The organism is Pseudomonas sp. 102515 (assembly GCF_031085165.1).
Lineage (GTDB): Bacteria > Pseudomonadota > Gammaproteobacteria > Pseudomonadales > Pseudomonadaceae > Chryseomonas.
Genome location: NZ_JAVHTY010000005.1, coordinates 97,844 through 115,276, shown reverse-complemented (window position 1 = coordinate 115,276; position 17,433 = coordinate 97,844). Strand labels below are relative to the sequence as shown.

Sequence of the window (17,433 nt, the reverse complement as noted above, 5' to 3'; positions counted from 1 at the left end):
ACCAAGCGACCGCCGCGTCCGGTCTGAATGCAGACGGGCACTGCCTGCCCGCCCAACCGGAGCGACCCCCATGGCCGACAAGACCCTGCACGACCTTTCCAAAGCGATGCGCGATCTGGATTTCTGCATGCTGACCACCGGCACCGGGCGCTTGACCAGCCGGCCGATGAGCAACAACGGCGACGTCGAATACGACGGGGACTCCTGGTTCTATGCCTACGAGGACTCGGCCAAGATCCGTGACATCGAGCAGGATCCGGCGGTGGGGCTGAGCTTCAGCGAGGGCAAGAGTCTGCTGGGCAAGCCCGGCATCTTCATCGGCATCGAAGGACACGCCGAGCTGATCCGCGACAAGGCGCAATTCGAGGCGCACTGGTCCAAGAGTCTGGATCGCTGGTTTCCCCAGGGCACCGACACGCCCGGCATGATCCTCATCAAGGTGCATGCCGAGCGCATCCGTTACTGGGACGGCGAGGAAGAGGGCGAGCTGCGACCCTAACGCCCTAGAAGCAGGTCGCGAAGGTCTCCACGACCTGCAGCCCTTCGTCGACGATGCAGCCCTGGCGCCACTTGTCGAAGGTCAGGCAGGGGTGGGAGGTGCCCAGGGCGATGACGTCGCCGATGGCCAACGCGGTCCCCGGGGCGACGACCATGAAGGCGTGCTGGTCCATGATGGCCGTGACCGTACAGCCGCTGACGTCCATGGCTTCGGTAGCGGCCTGGCCGGGCCGGTACCGGCGCAGCGGCAGCGGCAGGCCGGCATCGTGGGCGATGTCCCGCTTGCCCAGGGCCAGGATCGCGAAACCGGGTTCGGGCATGGACTGCACATGAGCCCAGACCTCAAGCGCCGGTTGCAGGCCCGCGTTCAGCCCAGTGCGGGCTAGCACCCCGCACTGGGCGTCACGATAGATCCCGTGGTCATGGACCACATAGCTGCCGGGGCGCATGACGGCGAGAAAGCGCTCGCGTACTTCCAGCTGGTCGAAGGCGGCGGCGATCAGGTCGTACCAGGCCGAACCCGAGGCGGTGACGATGGGCCGGTCGAGGGCGAAGGCGCCCTGGCCGCGCAATTCTTCGGCCAGGCGTACCAGGGAATCGGCGAAGGCGCGGATGTCGGTGGCCGCCTCGGCGCCGTGGATGACCCCCTCGTAGCCTTCGATGCCGGTCAGGCGCAGCGCCGGTTGCCCGGCGATGGCCCGCGCCAGCTCACGCACCTCGGCTTCGCTGCGGCAACCGCAACGACCGCCGGGCACGCCGTATTCGATCATCACCTGCAGCGCCAGGCCGCGTGCGCCGAAGAAGGCACCCAGGGCGGTGACCTGGGCGGGATGATCCACCAGGCAATGGAAGTCGAAGTCCGGATCGGCGGTGAGCAGCTCGGCGATCAGCGCCATGTTCGGCGCGCCCACCAGCTGATTGGCCATCAGTACCCGGCGCACGCCGTGGGCCTGGGCGGCGCGGGTCTGGACCGCGGTGGCCAGGGTCATGCCCCAGGCACCCGCGGCTAGCTGTCGCTGGAACAGCGCCGGGGCCATGCTGGTCTTGCCGTGGGGCGCCAGTTCGGCGCCGCGGTCGCTTGCGAAGGCCTGCATCCAGGCGATGTTGTGGTCGAGTGCGTCCTGGTGGATGACCAGGGCGGGCAGGGCGATGTCGCTGAGCAGGCTGGCGCCAGGCGTGGCGGCGCCTTTCTCGGGGGCGATGAAGGGGGTCATGGATTCTCCTGGCCGCCCAGGCGCTGGGACAGGCGGCGGGCGCTGTCGACCAGCACCTGGCGGTACTCGGCATGATGGGCCTGGGCGTCGGCGCGGGGTGCCACGATGCACAGGGTGGCGATGCTCAGGCCGCTGGCGTCCTGCACCGGGGCGGCGAAGCAGTGGGTGTAGGTGTCGGCGATGCTGTCGAAGGAAAAGAAGCCGGCGGCGCAGGCGCTGCGGATCTCGGCGATGAAGGTCGCCGGGTCCAGGCGGCTGCCGTCGGGCAGGATGAAGTCGTCCGGATCGATCAGGGCGAGGATCTCGGCATCGCTCAGATGGCCGAGCAGCAGCCGCCCGGAAGCGGTCCAGGGAATGGGGGCGTCCTCGCCGACGTTGGAGGAGATGCGAAAGGCGCGGGCACCTTCCTTCATCAGCGAGACGGTGTACTTGCGGCCGTTGAGCTGGCACAGCTGGGCGGTCTCGCGGGTCTGGGCGACGATGTCGTCCAGCAGCAGCCCGGCCTCGCGGGCCAGATCGAAATGGCGCAGGTGCGCCTGGCCGAGAAAGTACAGCTCGCGGCCCAGGTAGACCTGACCGTCGCGGCCCACGGCATCGAGCATGTGCCGCTCCAGCAACAGGCCGACCAGGTCGTAGACGGTGGACTTGGGAATGCCCAGGCCGGCGGCGATCTCGTTGGGTCGCAGCGGCCGACCCACCCGCTTGAGGTGATCGAGGATATCGAAGGCGCGGTCCAGGCCGCGGGCGCGCTGGCGGGTAGGTTCGGTCATCTGTGCGATTTGTCTCAAGCCTTGGGTTTGTAGGCGATGCAGTCGATCTCGACCTTGCAGTCCACCATCATGGAGGATTGCACGCAGGCGCGCGCCGGGGCCTGACCGGCGAAATACTCGGCGAACACCTTGTTGAAGCTCCAGAAGTCGCGCGGATCGTCCAGCCAGACGCCGGCACGCACCACGTGCTCCAGACCGTAGCCGGCTTCGTGCAGGATGGCGATCAGATTCTGCATGGTCTTGTGGGTCTGGGCGACGATGCCGCCGTCGATGATCTCGCCGTTCTCCATGGCCACCTGGCCGGAGACGTGCAGCCAGCCATCGGCTTCCACCGCACGGGCGAAGGGCAGGGGTTGGCCACCTGCGCCGCGTTCGCCGGCGCCGTATCGGGTGATGCTCATAAGGGTGCTCCTGTAGCGGGGGTGGGATTCAGAAAGAGGTCCGGCCGAGGAATTCGGCGAGACGGGTGGAGCGCGGCCGCTCGAACAGTTCGCGGGGCGGACCCTGCTCCTCGATGCGACCCTGGCTCATGAAGACGATGCGATCGGAGACCTCATGGGCGAATCTCATCTCGTGGGTCACCAGCAGCATGGTCATGCCGTCCTGGGCCAGGTCCTTGATCACCGCCAGCACCTCGCCGACCAGCTCCGGGTCCAGCGCCGAGGTGGGTTCGTCGAACAGCATCAGGCTGGGGTTCATGGCGATGGCGCGGGCGATGGCGACGCGTTGCTGCTGACCGCCGGAGAGCTGGCCGGGATGATAATCGCGGCGCTCGATCAGGCCGACCCGGCGCAGCCACTGTTCGCCCAGGGCGATGGCTTCGTCCTTGCCCAGCTTCTTGACCTTGCGCAGGCCGAGGGTGACGTTTTCCAGGGCGGTGAGGTGGGGAAACAGATTGAATTGCTGGAAGGCCATGCCGGTGAGCGAGCGCTGACGGGCGATCTCGCGTTCCGGCAGGCGCTGGCGGCGACCGCCTTCCTCGCGATAGCCGATGGCCTCGCCGGCTAGCTGGATGCTGCCGCCCTGGAAGTCTTCCAGCAGGTTGACGCAGCGCAGCAGGGTGGTCTTGCCCGAGCCGCTGGAGCCGATCAGGGTTACCACGTCGCCGCGATCCAGGGACAGGTCGATGCCCTTGAGCACCTCCACGGCGCCAAAGCTCTTGTGCAGGTCGTCGATGCTGAGCAGCGGGGCGTTGGAGTCGGTCATGGCAGGGTCACCCGTTTTTCCAGGTAGCGGCCGAGCCGCTCGATGGCGAAGTTGATGAGAAAGAACAGCAGGCCGGCGAACAGGTAGAACTGCAGGGTCATGAAGGTGCGGGCGATGACCTGCTGGCTGCTGAGCAGCAGTTCGGCCACGCCGATCACCGAGAGCAGGGTGGAGGCCTTGACGATCTCGGTGGAGGCGTTGACCCAGGTCGGCAGGATCTGGCGCAGCGCCTGGGGCAGCAGCACTTCCTGAAGACTCTGCACGAAGGTCAGGCCGATGGCCTTGGCCGCCTCGTGCTGGCCACGGGGGATGGCCTGCAGGGCGCCGCGGACGATCTCCGCCACATGGGAGCCGCAGAACAGCAGCAGCGCCGCGGTGCCGGCCTGGAAGGGCGTGGGCCGCAGGCCCAAGGCGGGGGCCATGTAGTAGCAGGCCAGCACCAGCACGAACACCGGGGTGCCGCGGATCAGGTCGGCGTAGAGGCGGAACGGCAGGCGCAGCGGCCAGCGGCCATAGGTCAGCGCCAGGCCGCCGAGGGTACCCAGCAGGGTACCGCCGAGCACCGCCATCAGCGAGCAGGCCAGGGTGGTGGCGAAACCGGCGGCCAGGGTCTGGCGGGCGTTCCACAACTCCAGGAACCAGGAGGGGGCTTCGTACACGATCGGGCTCCTAGCGGGTCAGGCTCAGCCGTCGCTCCAGCTGGCGCAGCAGCAGGGCGATGACGTAGCAGGTGAGGATGTAGAGGGCGCTGGTCACCAGCCAGGTCTCGATGACCCGGTAGCTTTCCAGGTTGATCTTGCGCGCCTGGTAGGTCAGCTCCGGCACGGCGATGGCCGCCGCCAGGGAGGTGTCCTTGAACAGCGAGATGAAGCTGTTGGAGAGCGACGGCAGCACGTTGCGCAGCATCACCGGAATGATGACGTAGGCCTTGATCTGCCATTCGCGCAGGCCGATGGCCAGGCCCGCCTCGCGCTGGCCCTTGGGAATGGCCATGAGGCCGCCGCGAAACACCTCGGCCAGGTAGGCCCCGGCATAGAGCGCCAGGGTGATGAGAAAGGAGCTGAGCTTGTCCAGGCGGATGCCGATGCTGGGCAGGGCGAAGTACAGCAAGAGGATCAGCACCAGGATCGGGGTGTTGCGCACCAGGGTGACGTAGCCCCCCGCCAGCCAGCGCAGCGCCCGCGCCGGCGAGAGCAGGGCGAAGGCGGTGGCCAGGCCGATCAGGCAGCCGATGGCGATGCCCACCAGCGCCAGCTGCAGGCCGAGCGCGAGCCCGGCCAGCAGGTGGTCCAGGTTCTGCCACACGGGGGCGAAGTTGAGGGTGTAATTCATGCTCGACGTCCACCTAGGGCGCGCGGACAGGCCGCGCCGGGGCCAGGATCACTTGAACTCGACGGGGAAGCCGATCGCCGGGGACGGCAGCTCGACGCCGAACCACTTCTTGAAGGAGGCCTGGTAGGTGGGGAATTCCACACCGGTCATGGCCTCGTGCAGGGCGGTGTTGACGAAGTTCAGCCAGTCCTGGTCGCCGCGCTTGACCGCGCAGGCGTAGGTCTGGGGGCTCCAGGCGTAGTCGGGCGAGCGATAGCGACCGGGATTCTGGGTCATCAGGTACTTGACCGAGGACTGGTCGGTGGCCACGGCGTCGGCGCGGCCGGTGCCCAGGGCCTGGTAGAGCAGGTCGACGCTGTCGTACTGGTCGACCTTGGCGCCGGGCAAGGCCTGGTGCACCAGTTCCTCGGCATAGACGTTCTGCAGCACGGCCACGGTCAGGTCGCCCTTGGCCGCCTTGAGGTCGTCGATCTGCTGGTAGCGGCTGTTGGCCGGCAAGAGCAGGGCCACGCCTTCGCGGTAGTAGGGCAGGGTGAAGGCCACCTGCTGGGCGCGGCTGGCGGTCACGGTGATGAACTGGCAGCTGATGTCGACCTTGTCGGTGAGCAGGTTGGGGATGCGCGCATCCGAGCCCTGCACGACGAATTCGACCTTTTCCGGATCGTTGAACAGGCCCTTGGCGATGACCCTGGAGATATCGATATCGAAGCCCTGCAACTTGCCGTCGGCGCCCTGGAAGTGCCAGGGGGCGTTGGTGCTGCCGGTGCCCACGACCAGATGGCCGCGCTTGAGCACGTCATCCAGCTTGGCCGCCTGGGCGCCGGTCATGGCGACCAGGCCGACCAGCAGCGCCAGCGTTTTCCACCCCTTCGTCTTGCCTGTCATAGCGTATCTCCGTTTCCGTTATAGCGGAACTATGTTCGTAACAACGGAGTGGATTGCAGTGACTGTGCCAGCTATTCGCCCGGCGTTGCAAATCAAGGGCTTGGCGTGAGCGACAGGCAGCAGGGGGGTTCCCGGTGCTTCAGGGGGCACCGGGAGGTGGCGGAAGGTAACGACGGTGCACCAGGTCGAGGCGTTACCCGGTAGCGCTCAGGCGGGGCGCGGGAAGCCGTGCCGCAGATCGCCGGCGCGTGGCAGGAAGCAGCCATGGCGTTCGCCAACGGCCTGGTCCGGGACGTAGGCCAGGCGGCCATTCACCCAGACGGCGTGGATGCCTTCGGCAGGCCGTTGCGGCTCGCTGAAGTCGGCCACGTCACGGATGCGCCGGGGATCGAACAGCACCAGGTCGGCCTGGGCGCCCGGCTCGATCAAGCCGCGGCCCCTGAGGCCGAAGCGGGCGGCCGACAGGCCGGTCATCTTGTGCACGGCGGTGTGCAGCGGAAAGAGGCCGAGGTCGCGGCTGAAATGACCCAGCACCCGCGGAAAGGCGCCCCACAGGCGCGGATGGGGGAAGGGGTCCTCGGGCAGGCCGTCGGAGCCGATCATGCTCAGCGGATGGGCGAGGATCAGCTGCACGTCGGCCTCGCTCATGCCGTAGTAGACGGCGCCAGCCGGTTGCAGGCGGCGCGCGGCGGCCTGCAGATCCAGGCCCCAGTCGGCGGCGATGGCGGCCAGGTCGCGGCCGCTGCATTCGGGATGCGGGGTGGACCAGGTGATGGTGATGCGATGCCGGTCGGTGACCTGCCTGAGATCCAGGGTGGAAGAGCTGGCGGCATAGGGATAGCAGTCGCAGCCGACCGGTTGGGTCCGGGCGGCCCGTTCCAGGGCGCCGAGCAATTCCGGTGCGCGCCCCCAGTTGTCCACCCCGGCGCACTTGAAGTGGGAGACCACCACCGGTGCCCGTGCCTGGCGACCGATGTCCAGGGCTTCCTCTAGGGCCTCGTGCACCGCGGCGAATTCGCTGCGCAAGTGGGTGGCATAGAGTCCGCCCACGGCGTCCAGCTCCGCGGCCAACTGGGCCACCTCTGAGGTCGGCGCCGCCGCGGCGGAGGCATAGGCCAGGCCGCTGGAAAGCCCCAGGGCACCGGCGGCCAGGCTTTCGCGCAATTCGAGGCGCATGGCGGCGATTTCCGCCGGGGTAGCGGCACGCTGGAGATCGTCCAGGTGATTGCTGCGCAACGCCGTGTGGCCGACCAGGGCGGCGACGTTGACGCCGGGCCGCGCCTGTTCCACCGCCGCGCGATAGGCGGCGAAGGTGGGATAGCCGAAGACCGCGGCCGGACCGAGCAGGTTCAATGGGTCCGGCGGTTCGCCGCGCAGCCGCACCGGGGCGGCGCTGATGCCGCAGTTGCCCACGACCACGGTGGTCACCCCCTGGCTGAGCTTGGGCAACTGCTGGGGGCGGCGGATGACCATGGTGTCGTCGTGGGTATGGACATCGATGAAGCCAGGCGCCAGCACCAAGCCGCTGCCGTCGCGGACCTCCCGTGCTGGTTGTCCGGCCAGCTGACCGAGTGCCTGGATACGCTCATCGGCAATCGCCACGTCGAGAACCCGGCCCGGACGGTCTCGACCATCCAGCACAAGGGCATTGAGAATTACTACATCATGCATGCTAGAGCCTTTCTGCGACCGTTGGGGGACGTCTTTCGACCGTCGAGTGGCAAAGGGCCGTATAAACGAAGCGGCAGGCGGATAGCGATGAAACTGTTACAGGAATTTCTGTCTATTGCGTCACAAATTGGGCGGTATGAGCCCAAGTGCCTTCCTGCCGCCTGCCGTGAGCCCGCCATGCATCTGCTAACCCCTGCCGTAACGATAATGAATCGAATGAGATTCCCCGCCAAGTTCGCCTGCCTGGCCGCCATCGTTCTGGTGCCGTTGCTGTTTCTCAGTGCCTATATCTATCAGGACATCCAGGAGCAGCGACTCGGTCTGGTGCAGGAGATCGAGGGTCAGAGGTATCTGACGCAACTGACGCCCATCGCGCGGCTGAGCATGTTGCAGCGCGCCCTGACCAAGCGCCTCCAGGATGGTGACACCTCGGCCCAGCAGGATTGGCAGAGCAACCGCGACAACCTGCTCAAGGCCTACGACGACCTTGGCCGCTTGGATCGCGACCTCGGTATCCAGCTGGAGACGGGCGACCGCGTCGGTCAGTTGCGACTGGGCGCCGAGCGCCTGATGCAGGGGGCCTCGGGCACCTCGCTGGAGGTGTTCGAGGCCTGGAACGAGCAGCTGACCCAGACCCTCAACTTCTTCTACTACGTCTCGGCCACGTCGGGCCTGACGCTGGATTCCGACTACACCAGTCTCTTTCTCATCGACATCACCTCGCTGCGCCTGCCGCGAGAGATCAACCTCATCGGTCAGCTGCGCGGCTTGGCCACCGGCCTGAGCGCCACCAACAAGTTCGATCCAGCCAGTCTGAATCTGGCGCGCAGCGTGGTGCGCCAGGAGCGGCAGACCGCCGATGAACTGGAGCAGGGCCTCAAACTCCTGGCGCGTCAGGCGCCGGATCTGGCTCAGCAGCTAAAGGGCTCCCTGGCCCAGGCGGCGGATGACTATGCCAACTTCCGCCAGGGCATGCTGGCCGCCATGACCAACGAAGGCACGGTCTCCGGTCGCGCCCTGGGTATCCAGGGCAATGCCGTGGTCGCCCGCTACTACAAGGGTCAGGAAGAGGCGCAAGGCCTGCTGTCGCAGTTACTGGCCAAGCGTCTGGGCCATGTGACCCACCTGCGCAATCTGGTGCTGGGCACGATCCTCGGCGCTCTGCTGTTGCTGGTCTACACCTTCGCCGGGATCTACCAGGCCCTGCGCCTGGGAATCGCCGAACTGGTCGGGGTGACCGCCGCGGCTGCCCAGGGCGATCTGTGTCGCCGTGCCGCCTTGCCTGGTCGTGACGAAATCGCCGACATCGGCCGTAGCCTGGATGAGATGCTGGAGGCCTTCGGCCGCTCGCTGCGCGAAGTCGATCAGGCGTCCCATGCGGTCGCCCAGGCTTCGGGATCCCTGGCCTGTTCCATCGGCCAGTCGCGTTCGACCATGCAGACGCAACAGGGCGAGACCGATCAGGTGGCCACCGCCATCACCGAGATGACCGCCAGCGTGGCGGACGTCGCCAACAATACCGAAGGCGCCGTCGCTGCGGCCCAGCAGGCCGATCAGGCCACCCGCGATGGCACCCGAGTGATGCAGCAGACGCAGCAGGCCATCGAGGCCCTGGCCGCCGATGTGGATCTCAGCGCCACCAAGGTCGCGGCCCTGGAAAGCCACAGCCAGGCCATCGGTGGCGTCATCGCGGTGATCCGCACCATCGCCGAGCAGACCAACCTGCTGGCGCTCAACGCCGCCATCGAGGCGGCCCGGGCCGGCGAGCAGGGCCGCGGCTTCGCCGTAGTGGCCGACGAGGTTCGTACCCTGGCCTCGCGCACCCAGACCTCCACGGAGGAAATCCGCCGTATCATCGAGCAGTTGCAGACCGCCACGGGCGAGGCCGTCGGGCAGATGCAGGCCAGCTGCGGCCACGCCCTGACCGGCGTCGCGGCCGCCGAGCAGGCCAGCGTCAGCCTGACCAGCATCGGCGCCGCCGTGGAGCGCATCGTCGACGTCAACGTGCAGATCGCCAGTGCCGCGGAACAGCAGGCGGTGGTCTCCGAAGACATCAACCGCAACACCACCGGCATCCGCGCCAGCACCCTGCAGGTCCTGAGCGGCATCGAGTCCGATGCCGGTACCGCCGAACGCCTGGCTGGCCTCTCCCAGGACCTGCGCGGCATCGTCTCGCGCTTTCGCCTCAGCGCCTGATGGCGCCGCTCATCGGCGGAGATTAGGTCGGACTTTACAACACGGCGGCTGAGGATGACTGTATAAATAGACAGTTATCCGCAGGAGCGCCTTGTCATGTCCGTTACCGTCCTGGGTAGCCTGGAGTCGTCCGACACCCGGCTGCCGCTCTATGATTTTCGCCTGCCGTGCGGCTTTCCCTCGCCGGCCCAGGATCATCTGGAGCGCCAGGTCTCGCTGGACGAACTGGTCGACCTGCGCGCGCCCCACACCTATGTCATCCAGGTCAGCGGCGACAGCATGACCGGCGCCGGGATCTTTGCCGGCGACCTGGTGATCGTCGATCGCGCCCGGCCGGCACGGGTCGGCGACATCGTGGTGGCGGTGCGCGATCGCGAGCCCACCCTCAAGCGCCTCGGCCGGCGCGGCGCCCACTTCGTCCTGCTGGCGGAAAATCCCGCCTATGCGCCCCTGGTCATCGGCGAGCGCGACGACTTCGAAGTCTGGGGCGTGGCCACCCACAGCCTGAGACGCTTCGGCCATGGCTGAAGCGGTGCTGGCGCTGATCGACTGCAACGCCTTCTATTGCAGTTGCGAGCGGGTCTTCCGCCCCGATCTCGCCCAGCGGCCGGTGGTGGTGCTGTCGAACAACGACGGCTGCGTCATCGCCCGCTCGGCCGAGGCCAAGCGCCTGGGCATCGCCATGGCCGCGCCCTGGTTCCAGGTGCGCGAACTGGCCCAGCGCGGCGAGGTCGAGGCCTTCAGTTCCAACTACGCCCTCTATGGCGACCTCGCCGATCGGGTGATGCGCACCCTGGCGACCCTGGTGCCGCGCCTGGAGCGCTACAGCATCGACGAGGTGTTCGCCGATCTGGCCGGCCTGCCCGAACCCCTGGACGCCCTCGGTCATCGCCTGCAGGCGCGGGTGCAGAAGTGGACGGGCATTCCGGTCAGCGTCGGCATCGCCGGCACCAAGACCCTGGCCAAGCTGGCCAATGCCGCCGCCAAGCGCTGGCCGGAGCGCACCGGCGGGGTGCTTGATCTGCGCGCCCCGGCGGTGCACGACTGGGTGCTCAAGCACTCGCCCATCGAAGACGTCTGGGGGGTCGGCCGGCGCCTGGCCGCGCGCCTCCGCGGGGAGGGCGTCACCACGGCCTGGCAATTGGCCGGGCAGGATGCCTGGTCGCTGCGCCAGCGCTACAGTGTGGTGCTGGAAAAGACCGCGCGGGAGTTGCGCGGACTGCCCTGCCTGAGCCTGGAAGAACTGGAAGCGCCGCGGCAGACGATCTGCAGCAGTCGCATGTTCGGTCGCCGCCAGTACCAGTTCGGCGCCCTGGCCGAGGCGGTGGCCAGCTATACCGCGCGCGCCGCGGAAAAGCTGCGCGCCCAGGGCTCGCTCTGTCGCACCCTGAGGGTCAGTATCCAGACCGGCATGCACGGCGCCGACGACGACCGCTACGCCAATGCCGCCCTGCTCAACCTGCCGGCGCCCAGCGACGACACCCGGGTGCTCAACGACCAGGCCCAGGCGGGCCTGCGCGAGATCTTCCGCGACGGCTTCGGCTATGCCAAGGCCGAGGTGCTGCTGCTCGATCTCTGCGGTCGTAGCGAGGTGGCGGCGGATCTCTTCGTCGCCGCTCCGGATCCGGCCGCTGCGCGGCTGATGGCGACCCTGGACGCCATCAATGGCCGGTTCGGTCGCGAGACCCTGAGACCGGCGCGGATTCCACGCGATCCCGCCTGGCAGATGCGCCGTGACCTGCTCAGCCCGCGCTACACCACGCGTCTCGATGAACTCTGGACGGTGGGCTGAGCGGCCTGCGTCTGTCTAGCCGGCGCGCACCGCCTGCCGCCCGCGCCACCAGTAGCCAACCCCCAGTAGCAGGAACCACAGCGGACTGGCCAGCAGCGCCTGGCGGGTGTCGTCCTGCAGGGTCAGCAGGACCAGCACCGCGGCGAAGAAGGCCAGCACCCCGTAGCACACCCAGCGCCCGCCGGGCAGGCGGAAGGCCGAGGCGGCATGGCGCTCCGGACGGTTGCGGCGGTACGCCAGCCAGGCCAGCAGGATCAGCGACCAGACGAACATGAACAGCACCGCGGCCAGGGTGGTGACCAGGGTGAAGGCGGTGACCAGGTTGGGGATCAGGTAGATCAGCACGGTGCCCAGCAGCAGGCACAGGCAGGACAGCACCAGCCCGCGCGCCGGCACCGCCGCCCGCGAGAGGCGGGTGAGACCGCGCGGCGCATGGCCTTCGCGGGCCAGGCCATAGAGCATCCGGCTGGTGGAAAAGATGCCGCTGTTGGCCGAGGAGGTGGCCGAGGTCAACACCACGAAATTGATCAGGCTGGCGGCCATGGGCACGCCGGCCAGCACGAAGAGTTCGACGAAGGGACTCTTGTCCGGCACCACCTGGCGCCAGGGCGTCACCGCCATGATCACCACCAGCGCCAGCACATAGAACACCAGGATGCGCACCGGAATGGAGTTGATTGCCCGCGGCAGGTTGCGCCGGGGATCGGCGGTCTCGGCGGCGGTGGTGCCCACCAGCTCGATGCCGACGAAGGCGAAGACGGCGATCTGGAAACCGGCGAAGAAACCGCCCAGCCCCATGGGAAAGACGCCGCCGTCGTTCCACAGATTGGCCAGGCTGGCGACGTTGCCCGAGGGCGATCGGAAGCCCCAGAGCACCAGGCCGAATCCGGTGACGATCAGGGCGCAGATGGCGACGATCTTGATCAGGGCGAACCAGAATTCCAGTTCGCCGAACAGCCGTACCGTGACCAGGTTGAGCCCCAGCAGGAGCAGTACGCAGAGCAGCGCCGGGATCCAGGGTGCGAGGCTGGGAAACCAGAACTGGGCATAGGCGGCGATGGCGATGACATCGGCGATGGCGGTGACGATCCAGCAGAACCAGTAGGTCCAGCCGCAGAAGAAGCCGGCCCAGGGCCCGAGGAGGTCGGTGCAGAAGTCGATGAAGGACTTGTAGTCCAGGTCCGACAGCAGCAGTTCGCCCAGGGCGCGCATGACAAAGAACAGGGCGCCGCCGATGATCAGATAGACCAGCAGGATCGAGGGGCCGGCCAGGGCGATGGTCTTGCCCGAACCCATGAACAGGCCGGTGCCTATGGCGCCGCCGATGGCGATCAGTTGCAGATGGCGATTGGACAGGCTGCGTTGCAGCCCCTCGGGCGGGGTGGGAGACGCGGACATGACGAGCGGATACCTGACAGCGACAGCGGGGGGCACACGGTAAGAGATGCACGGCGGGCATGCCAGTCGTTTCACCGGGACAGCATGCCGCAGGGCCGGGCTGCCACTGACGGGCATGGCGGCGCCGTCGGTCACCTGGAGCTCTGGCGGGGATGCTCGTACCTGCCTATCATGGCCATCCGGGCCCTCGCGGCGGACCCGGACGGCCACGAGATCCCTCAGTGCCTCTGCCAGTGAGTCGTCCCTTGTCCTATCTCGAAAGTTTCGCCTGGGAAACCACGCCACTGGGCGCGCGCGCCAGCTGGCCCGTGGCCCTCCGGACCACCTACGAGCTGCTGATGGCGTCCCCCTTCGCCATGTGCGCCACCTGGGGCGCGGAGCAGACGCTGATCTACAACCAGGCCTACGCCCCCTTTCTCGGCGCCCGCCATCCCGCGGCGCTGGGGCAGCCGATCCAGGACGTGTGGGTGGAGTTGTGGGACGAGATCGCGCCGCTGATCGAGCGGACGCTGTCCGGCGAGGCGCTGCACTTCGTCGACAAGCACTTCGTGATGACCCGCAACGGCTATCCCGAGGACACCTACTGGACCTTTTCCTACAGCCCGCTGCGGGACGGCGAGGCCATCGTCGGTATGCTCAACATCACCACCGAGACTACTGCCAGCGTCCAGGCCCACCATCAGCGCGATGTGGCGGAGGCCGCCCTGCGCCGGCACAACCTGACCCTCGAACAGGAACTCTCGGCGCGCATCGACGAGCGCGACAGCGCGCGCGCCGCGGAGAGCAGCGTGCTGGCCGCCGCCGAGCGCGTGCAGCTGGCCCTCGCCGCCGGCGCCATCATCGGCACCTGGTACTGGGATCTGCCCACCGACAGATTCACCGTCGACGAGGCCTTCGCGCTCAATTTCGGCCTCGATCCGGCGCTGGGCCGCGATGGCCTGAGCCTGGCGCAGGTGGTGGCCACCGTCCACCCGGACGACCAGGCCGGCCTGGCCGCGGCCATCGCCGACGTCATCGGCCGCGGTGGGCGCTATGCCCACCAGTACCGGGTCCGCCGCAGTGATGGCCGCTACTACTGGCTGGAGGCCAACGGCCACGTCGAACTGGCTCCGGACGGCACCCCGCTGCGCTTTCCTGGCGTACTGCTGGATGTGAATGCCCGCCGTGCCCTGGCCGACGAGCGCGACCGGGCCCTGGCGGAGCTGCGCGACCTCACTGCCACCCTCGAGCAGCGCGTCGAAGAGCGCACCGAAGAACTGCGCCGCTCGGAAGAAGCCCTGCGCCAGTCACAGAAGATGGAAGCGGTCGGCCAGCTCACTGGCGGCCTGGCCCATGATTTCAACAATTTGCTCGCGGGGATCTCCGGTAGCCTCGACCTCATGAGCCTGCGCATCGGCCAGGGGCGCTTCACCGAACTGGAAAAGTACCTGACGGCCGCCCAGGGCAGCGCCAAGCGTGCCGCGGCCCTGACCCACCGGCTGCTGGCCTTCGCCCGCCGCCAGACCCTGGCCCCCGAGGCCACGGTAGTCAACCAGCTGGTGGGCGGCATGCTCGACCTGGTGCAGCGCACCGTGGGGCCGGCCATCCAGGTGCAATTCACTAGCCTGCCGGACGACCAGCCGCTGCTGGTGGACCAGTCCCAGCTGGAGAACGCCCTGCTCAATCTGTGCATCAACGCGCGCGACGCCATGCCCAATGGCGGGCGCATCCTCATCGCCGCCAGTCATCGCACCCTCGGCGAGGCGGATACCCGGGATTTCGAACTGGCACCTGGACGCTATCTGCACCTGAGCGTGACCGACACTGGCAGCGGCATGACACCGGAGGTCGCCGCCAAGGCCTTCGAGCCCTTCTTCACCACCAAGCCCATGGGGCAGGGCACGGGCCTTGGGCTGTCGATGATCTATGGTTTCGCCCGCCAGTCGGGCGGCCAGTTGCGGCTACGCTCGACGTCAGGCGAAGGCACCACCGTCTGTCTTTACCTGCCCCTGCGACCGGTGGAACGACCGTGCGGCTCGCCCCTCGCAGAGGGCCCGCCCTGTCGGCTGGAGGGCGCCCATGCCACGGTGCTGGTGGTCGACGACGAACCCACGGTGCGCATGCTGGTGACCGATCTGCTGCGCGAGCTGGGCTACGTCATCATCGAGGCCGCCGATGGCGCCGGCGGCCTGGAAGTGCTGCATTCCGATGCCCGCATCGATCTGCTGGTCACCGACGTCGGCCTCCCCGGCGGCATGAACGGTCGCCAACTGGCCGATGCCGCCCGCGTCCAGCGTCCGGCGCTCAAGGTGCTGTTCATCACCGGCTTCGCCGAAACCTCGCTGCTCAGCGACGGCTACCTGGAACCGGGCATGGCGATCCTCACCAAGCCCTTCGCGGTGGAGGCCCTGGCGCAGCGGGTGAAGGGATTGGTGGCAGGATAGGTTTCGCGCGCGCAAAAACCTTGGCCGCCGCAGGATGCGGGAGGGTTCGGCCCAATCAGGGAGGCCGCGGAGGTATACGCCGCCAACCAACTGCAGCCGCTGCAGGCGCGGCTTGCCCAGGTCAATGACTGGCTGGGCAAGGAGGTGATCCGCTTCCGGCAGTATCAGTGGGTCAACGCAAAAAATTAAGCCCTAGTGCGAAGATCCAGCCTGTCTACAAAGCGATTCTACCCGCTTGGGTTCATCGTTCAGAACCAAACGTCCGACCAGGCTTGCGTTGCCCCGGCAGCAATCGCATCTGAGTCGCGTCGCGCCGCTCCAACAGCTGCTTGCGATTACGCAGTTGCAGACCCAGGGCGTCATCACGCCCGGTCATTTCTACCGCCTGCGCCTGGCGCTCAAAATCTTGTAGGATGAGGTCCCATCGCTCGCAGATTGCCCGTTCGCCACCTGTGTCCTGCCGCTTGCGGTAGATAAGTGCGGCTCGCACGAACACGAACGGATCAGGGCAGCGCCGGTGTCCATCGGGCTGACTAAAATAGTCACGCTCGCGTTGCAGACAATTGTCCAGCAGTATCTGCAAGTTGCCGATACCGCTCAAAAAGAAGGACATATTTTATCCTTCCTGCCCGATAGGGGGCAGGGTGGTTACCGCTTTCAGGGTCGTGCTACCACCGTGGCACAGAGACCATTACATCTTTGCGGCGCTCGACAGGCGCCTTTGCCAGCCAAGCGAAGAGGCAAAGAGCTAGCGTTACCTAGGTCCGCATGACGTTTGTATCAACGGTTCAGGGGATCGCCTGCACCAGTCTGATCATCAACCTCACCCGGATTGACTTCTTCGTCGACATCCGGTGCTTCTGAACCCTCAAGCAGGTCCGGATCTTGCGGTTTGATAGGACCGGGCTCAGCAGCCTGTGCTAATGATTGCCTAATTTCTTGCTTCCGCAATTGATTGGCGGTGTGAAGGCTGTTGATCGAGTGTTGCAGCACTGACAGTGGTGCGGTTGCTCGGGGGCTCGCGCCTGTCGAGCCTATCCGGGCCCAGGTACGCATTTCGATGATCACGGCACTACCTCTCAAGGAGACCAGAGTGGTCTCAGGCATGGGAGGTCGGCCCGAACCTTACGTTCAGTGGCCACTATCACCACCGGTCCGGCGAATAGCTAATGACTGGCTTCAACGGTGACAATTAGCAGAAAGAAGGGAGTAAGAGCGCGGATCGGGCCAGGCTCACGAACGAGTCACCAAGGATACAGGAACCGCCAGGCCGGCTGGACGAGGCGAGACTGCACCTGGCGCGCGCCGTCCCCCCGCCCGCGATCTAAATGTGTGGCTTTTCCTGCGGCCCTGCATGTCGCCCTATTGCACGCCATGGCTGGGCTGAAGGAAGCCTCGGAGGGCGTGGAATTACCTGCGAATCCCTGCACCACAAGACCTTTTGAGAGCGCATGGCGCATAGCCCTGTGCGGACGACATGAAGCAGGTAGGAAGCCACCTTCGTCATGTAGGAGATATCGAGCACTTGATGCTGGTAGGCATCGTGGGATGCCATTGCTCTGCTGGGAGCTGTGATCGTAATGATGACTAGCGGAGCAGGCGCCCCTTCAAGCACATACACGGTCGTCTCCACTTCGTATGTGGATGGGAAGAAGCCTTCCACATACGACGCGAGTCTGGTCTTGCCGGCGCTGTTCACCTTGATCGGCCTCTGCTTGCTATGAGCAGAGTCTCTTTCAGCCCCCTACGGTTCGCTCAAGCGCAAGCGGCAGTTCTGGGCCCACTTTCGCAGCTTGTCCTGCATCACCAGTCCCTAGCTACAGGCGTGACCTGGCTCAAATCCTATACGGGGTGGTGCGGGGCGTTACTTCCGTTCCTTGGGGAGAATCTGAGCAGCCAGAGCCCGCGTCATCATTGGGCTCGCTGCCTATTTCGTGACCGTTACTCAGCCGTTATCTCTATCGTTGCTTTTCTTAAACATTGATTTTGAGCGGTTTCTATTTCTTTAAAAGTAACAGTGAAAACTGTTACTAAAGAATGATGAAGTA

16 protein-coding genes and 1 pseudogene are annotated in these 17,433 nt (G+C 66.6%); 6 read left to right on the top strand and 11 right to left on the bottom strand.

The features are described from left to right. The first annotated feature begins 70 nt into the window (after positions 1-70). Positions 71-499: a pyridoxamine 5'-phosphate oxidase family protein gene (locus RCF34_RS19135; RefSeq protein ID WP_308709600.1), complete on the top strand. Its 429-nt coding sequence runs from the start codon at positions 71-73 to the stop codon at positions 497-499. 4 nt (positions 500-503) lie between these two features. On the opposite strand, the gene RCF34_RS19130 is transcribed toward RCF34_RS19135, so the two are convergent. From RCF34_RS19130 to RCF34_RS19095, 8 genes are all read right to left on the bottom strand, one after another. Next, the gene (locus RCF34_RS19130; protein WP_308709599.1) at positions 504-1,712 is read right to left on the bottom strand and encodes an amino acid deaminase; all 1,209 of its coding nucleotides are present in this window, start codon (positions 1,710-1,712) and stop codon (positions 504-506) included. Further along, positions 1,709-2,482, bottom strand: coding sequence for an IclR family transcriptional regulator (locus RCF34_RS19125; protein ID WP_308709598.1), 774 nt, complete (start codon positions 2,480-2,482; stop codon positions 1,709-1,711). The genes RCF34_RS19130 and RCF34_RS19125 overlap by 4 nt, the downstream gene beginning before the upstream one ends. Positions 2,483-2,496: 14 nt before the next feature. Continuing rightward, a complete protein-coding gene (locus RCF34_RS19120) occupies positions 2,497-2,883 on the bottom strand; it encodes a RidA family protein (protein ID WP_058768196.1) in 387 nt (128 codons plus the stop codon). A 28-nt stretch (positions 2,884-2,911) separates the two neighbouring features. After that, positions 2,912-3,688: an amino acid ABC transporter ATP-binding protein gene (locus RCF34_RS19115; protein WP_308709597.1), complete on the bottom strand. Its 777-nt coding sequence runs from the start codon at positions 3,686-3,688 to the stop codon at positions 2,912-2,914. Next, positions 3,685-4,347, bottom strand: coding sequence for an amino acid ABC transporter permease (locus tag RCF34_RS19110; RefSeq protein ID WP_308709596.1), 663 nt, complete (start codon positions 4,345-4,347; stop codon positions 3,685-3,687). The genes RCF34_RS19115 and RCF34_RS19110 overlap by 4 nt, the downstream gene beginning before the upstream one ends. 10 nt (positions 4,348-4,357) lie before the next feature. After that, positions 4,358-5,020, bottom strand: a complete 663-nt coding sequence (locus tag RCF34_RS19105) for an amino acid ABC transporter permease (protein WP_308709595.1) — start codon at positions 5,018-5,020, stop codon at positions 4,358-4,360. Positions 5,021-5,068: 48 nt separating this feature from the next. Further along, positions 5,069-5,848, bottom strand: a complete 780-nt coding sequence (locus tag RCF34_RS19100; protein WP_308709835.1) for a transporter substrate-binding domain-containing protein — start codon at positions 5,846-5,848, stop codon at positions 5,069-5,071. A gap of 264 nt (positions 5,849-6,112) precedes the next feature. Further along, on the bottom strand, positions 6,113-7,576 hold the full coding sequence (locus RCF34_RS19095) for a D-aminoacylase (protein WP_308709594.1): 1,464 nt from the start codon (positions 7,574-7,576) through the stop codon (positions 6,113-6,115). A 177-nt stretch (positions 7,577-7,753) separates the two neighbouring features. Between RCF34_RS19095 and RCF34_RS19090 the strand changes: the two genes are divergently transcribed. The 3 genes from RCF34_RS19090 (at position 7,754) to RCF34_RS19080 (ending at position 11,564) form a co-directional block, all read left to right on the top strand. Next, on the top strand, positions 7,754-9,772 hold the full coding sequence (locus RCF34_RS19090) for a methyl-accepting chemotaxis protein (RefSeq protein WP_308709593.1): 2,019 nt from the start codon (positions 7,754-7,756) through the stop codon (positions 9,770-9,772). Positions 9,773-9,868: 96 nt separating this feature from the next. Then, the gene (locus RCF34_RS19085; protein WP_308709592.1) at positions 9,869-10,300 is read left to right on the top strand and encodes a translesion error-prone DNA polymerase V autoproteolytic subunit; all 432 of its coding nucleotides are present in this window, start codon (positions 9,869-9,871) and stop codon (positions 10,298-10,300) included. Further along, positions 10,293-11,564: a Y-family DNA polymerase gene (locus RCF34_RS19080; protein WP_308709591.1), complete on the top strand. Its 1,272-nt coding sequence runs from the start codon at positions 10,293-10,295 to the stop codon at positions 11,562-11,564. The genes RCF34_RS19085 and RCF34_RS19080 overlap by 8 nt, the downstream gene beginning before the upstream one ends. Before the next feature lie 15 nt (positions 11,565-11,579). Here RCF34_RS19080 and cycA read toward each other — a convergent pair whose 3' ends face one another. Then, positions 11,580-12,962: a D-serine/D-alanine/glycine transporter gene (cycA, locus tag RCF34_RS19075; RefSeq protein ID WP_308709590.1), complete on the bottom strand. Its 1,383-nt coding sequence runs from the start codon at positions 12,960-12,962 to the stop codon at positions 11,580-11,582. Positions 12,963-13,207: 245 nt separating this feature from the next. On the opposite strand from cycA, the gene RCF34_RS19070 reads away from it, so the two are divergent. Together RCF34_RS19070 and RCF34_RS19065 are read left to right on the top strand one after the other, a co-directional pair. Further along, positions 13,208-15,385 (top strand): ATP-binding protein, encoded by a 2,178-nt coding sequence (locus tag RCF34_RS19070; protein ID WP_308709589.1) that lies wholly within the window; start codon positions 13,208-13,210, stop codon positions 15,383-15,385. 27 nt (positions 15,386-15,412) lie between these two features. Then, positions 15,413-15,574: pseudogene (locus RCF34_RS19065) on the top strand (Presumed portal vertex protein); the annotation flags it as partial. Between the two features lie 52 nt (positions 15,575-15,626). On the opposite strand, the gene RCF34_RS19060 reads toward RCF34_RS19065, so the two are convergent. Both RCF34_RS19060 and RCF34_RS19055 read right to left on the bottom strand, forming a co-directional pair. After that, entirely contained in the window at positions 15,627-15,998 is a 372-nt protein-coding gene (locus tag RCF34_RS19060) for a hypothetical protein (RefSeq protein WP_308709588.1), read from the bottom strand. A 167-nt stretch (positions 15,999-16,165) separates the two neighbouring features. Further along, positions 16,166-16,453 (bottom strand): hypothetical protein, encoded by a 288-nt coding sequence (locus tag RCF34_RS19055; RefSeq protein WP_308709587.1) that lies wholly within the window; start codon positions 16,451-16,453, stop codon positions 16,166-16,168. Positions 16,454-17,433: the final 980 nt, after the last annotated feature.

Excerpts from the sequence above, each read along its gene's own strand:
- RCF34_RS19100 (WP_308709835.1), bottom strand. The coding sequence starts at position 5,848 with ATGACCGGCGCCCAGGCGGCCAAGCTGGATGACGTGCTCAAGCGCGGC.
- RCF34_RS19105 (WP_308709595.1), bottom strand. The coding sequence starts at position 5,020 with ATGAATTACACCCTCAACTTCGCCCCCGTGTGGCAGAACCTGGACCAC.
- cycA (WP_308709590.1), bottom strand. The coding sequence starts at position 12,962 with ATGTCCGCGTCTCCCACCCCGCCCGAGGGGCTGCAACGCAGCCTGTCC.
- RCF34_RS19130 (WP_308709599.1), bottom strand. The coding sequence starts at position 1,712 with ATGACCCCCTTCATCGCCCCCGAGAAAGGCGCCGCCACGCCTGGCGCC.
- RCF34_RS19080 (WP_308709591.1), top strand. The coding sequence starts at position 10,293 with ATGGCTGAAGCGGTGCTGGCGCTGATCGACTGCAACGCCTTCTATTGC.
- RCF34_RS19085 (WP_308709592.1), top strand. The coding sequence starts at position 9,869 with ATGTCCGTTACCGTCCTGGGTAGCCTGGAGTCGTCCGACACCCGGCTG.
- RCF34_RS19090 (WP_308709593.1), top strand. The coding sequence starts at position 7,754 with ATGCATCTGCTAACCCCTGCCGTAACGATAATGAATCGAATGAGATTC.
- RCF34_RS19060 (WP_308709588.1), bottom strand. The coding sequence starts at position 15,998 with ATGTCCTTCTTTTTGAGCGGTATCGGCAACTTGCAGATACTGCTGGAC.
- RCF34_RS19135 (WP_308709600.1), top strand. The coding sequence starts at position 71 with ATGGCCGACAAGACCCTGCACGACCTTTCCAAAGCGATGCGCGATCTG.
- RCF34_RS19095 (WP_308709594.1), bottom strand. The coding sequence starts at position 7,576 with ATGCATGATGTAGTAATTCTCAATGCCCTTGTGCTGGATGGTCGAGAC.
- RCF34_RS19120 (WP_058768196.1), bottom strand. The coding sequence starts at position 2,883 with ATGAGCATCACCCGATACGGCGCCGGCGAACGCGGCGCAGGTGGCCAA.
- RCF34_RS19125 (WP_308709598.1), bottom strand. The coding sequence starts at position 2,482 with ATGACCGAACCTACCCGCCAGCGCGCCCGCGGCCTGGACCGCGCCTTC.
- RCF34_RS19115 (WP_308709597.1), bottom strand. The coding sequence starts at position 3,688 with ATGACCGACTCCAACGCCCCGCTGCTCAGCATCGACGACCTGCACAAG.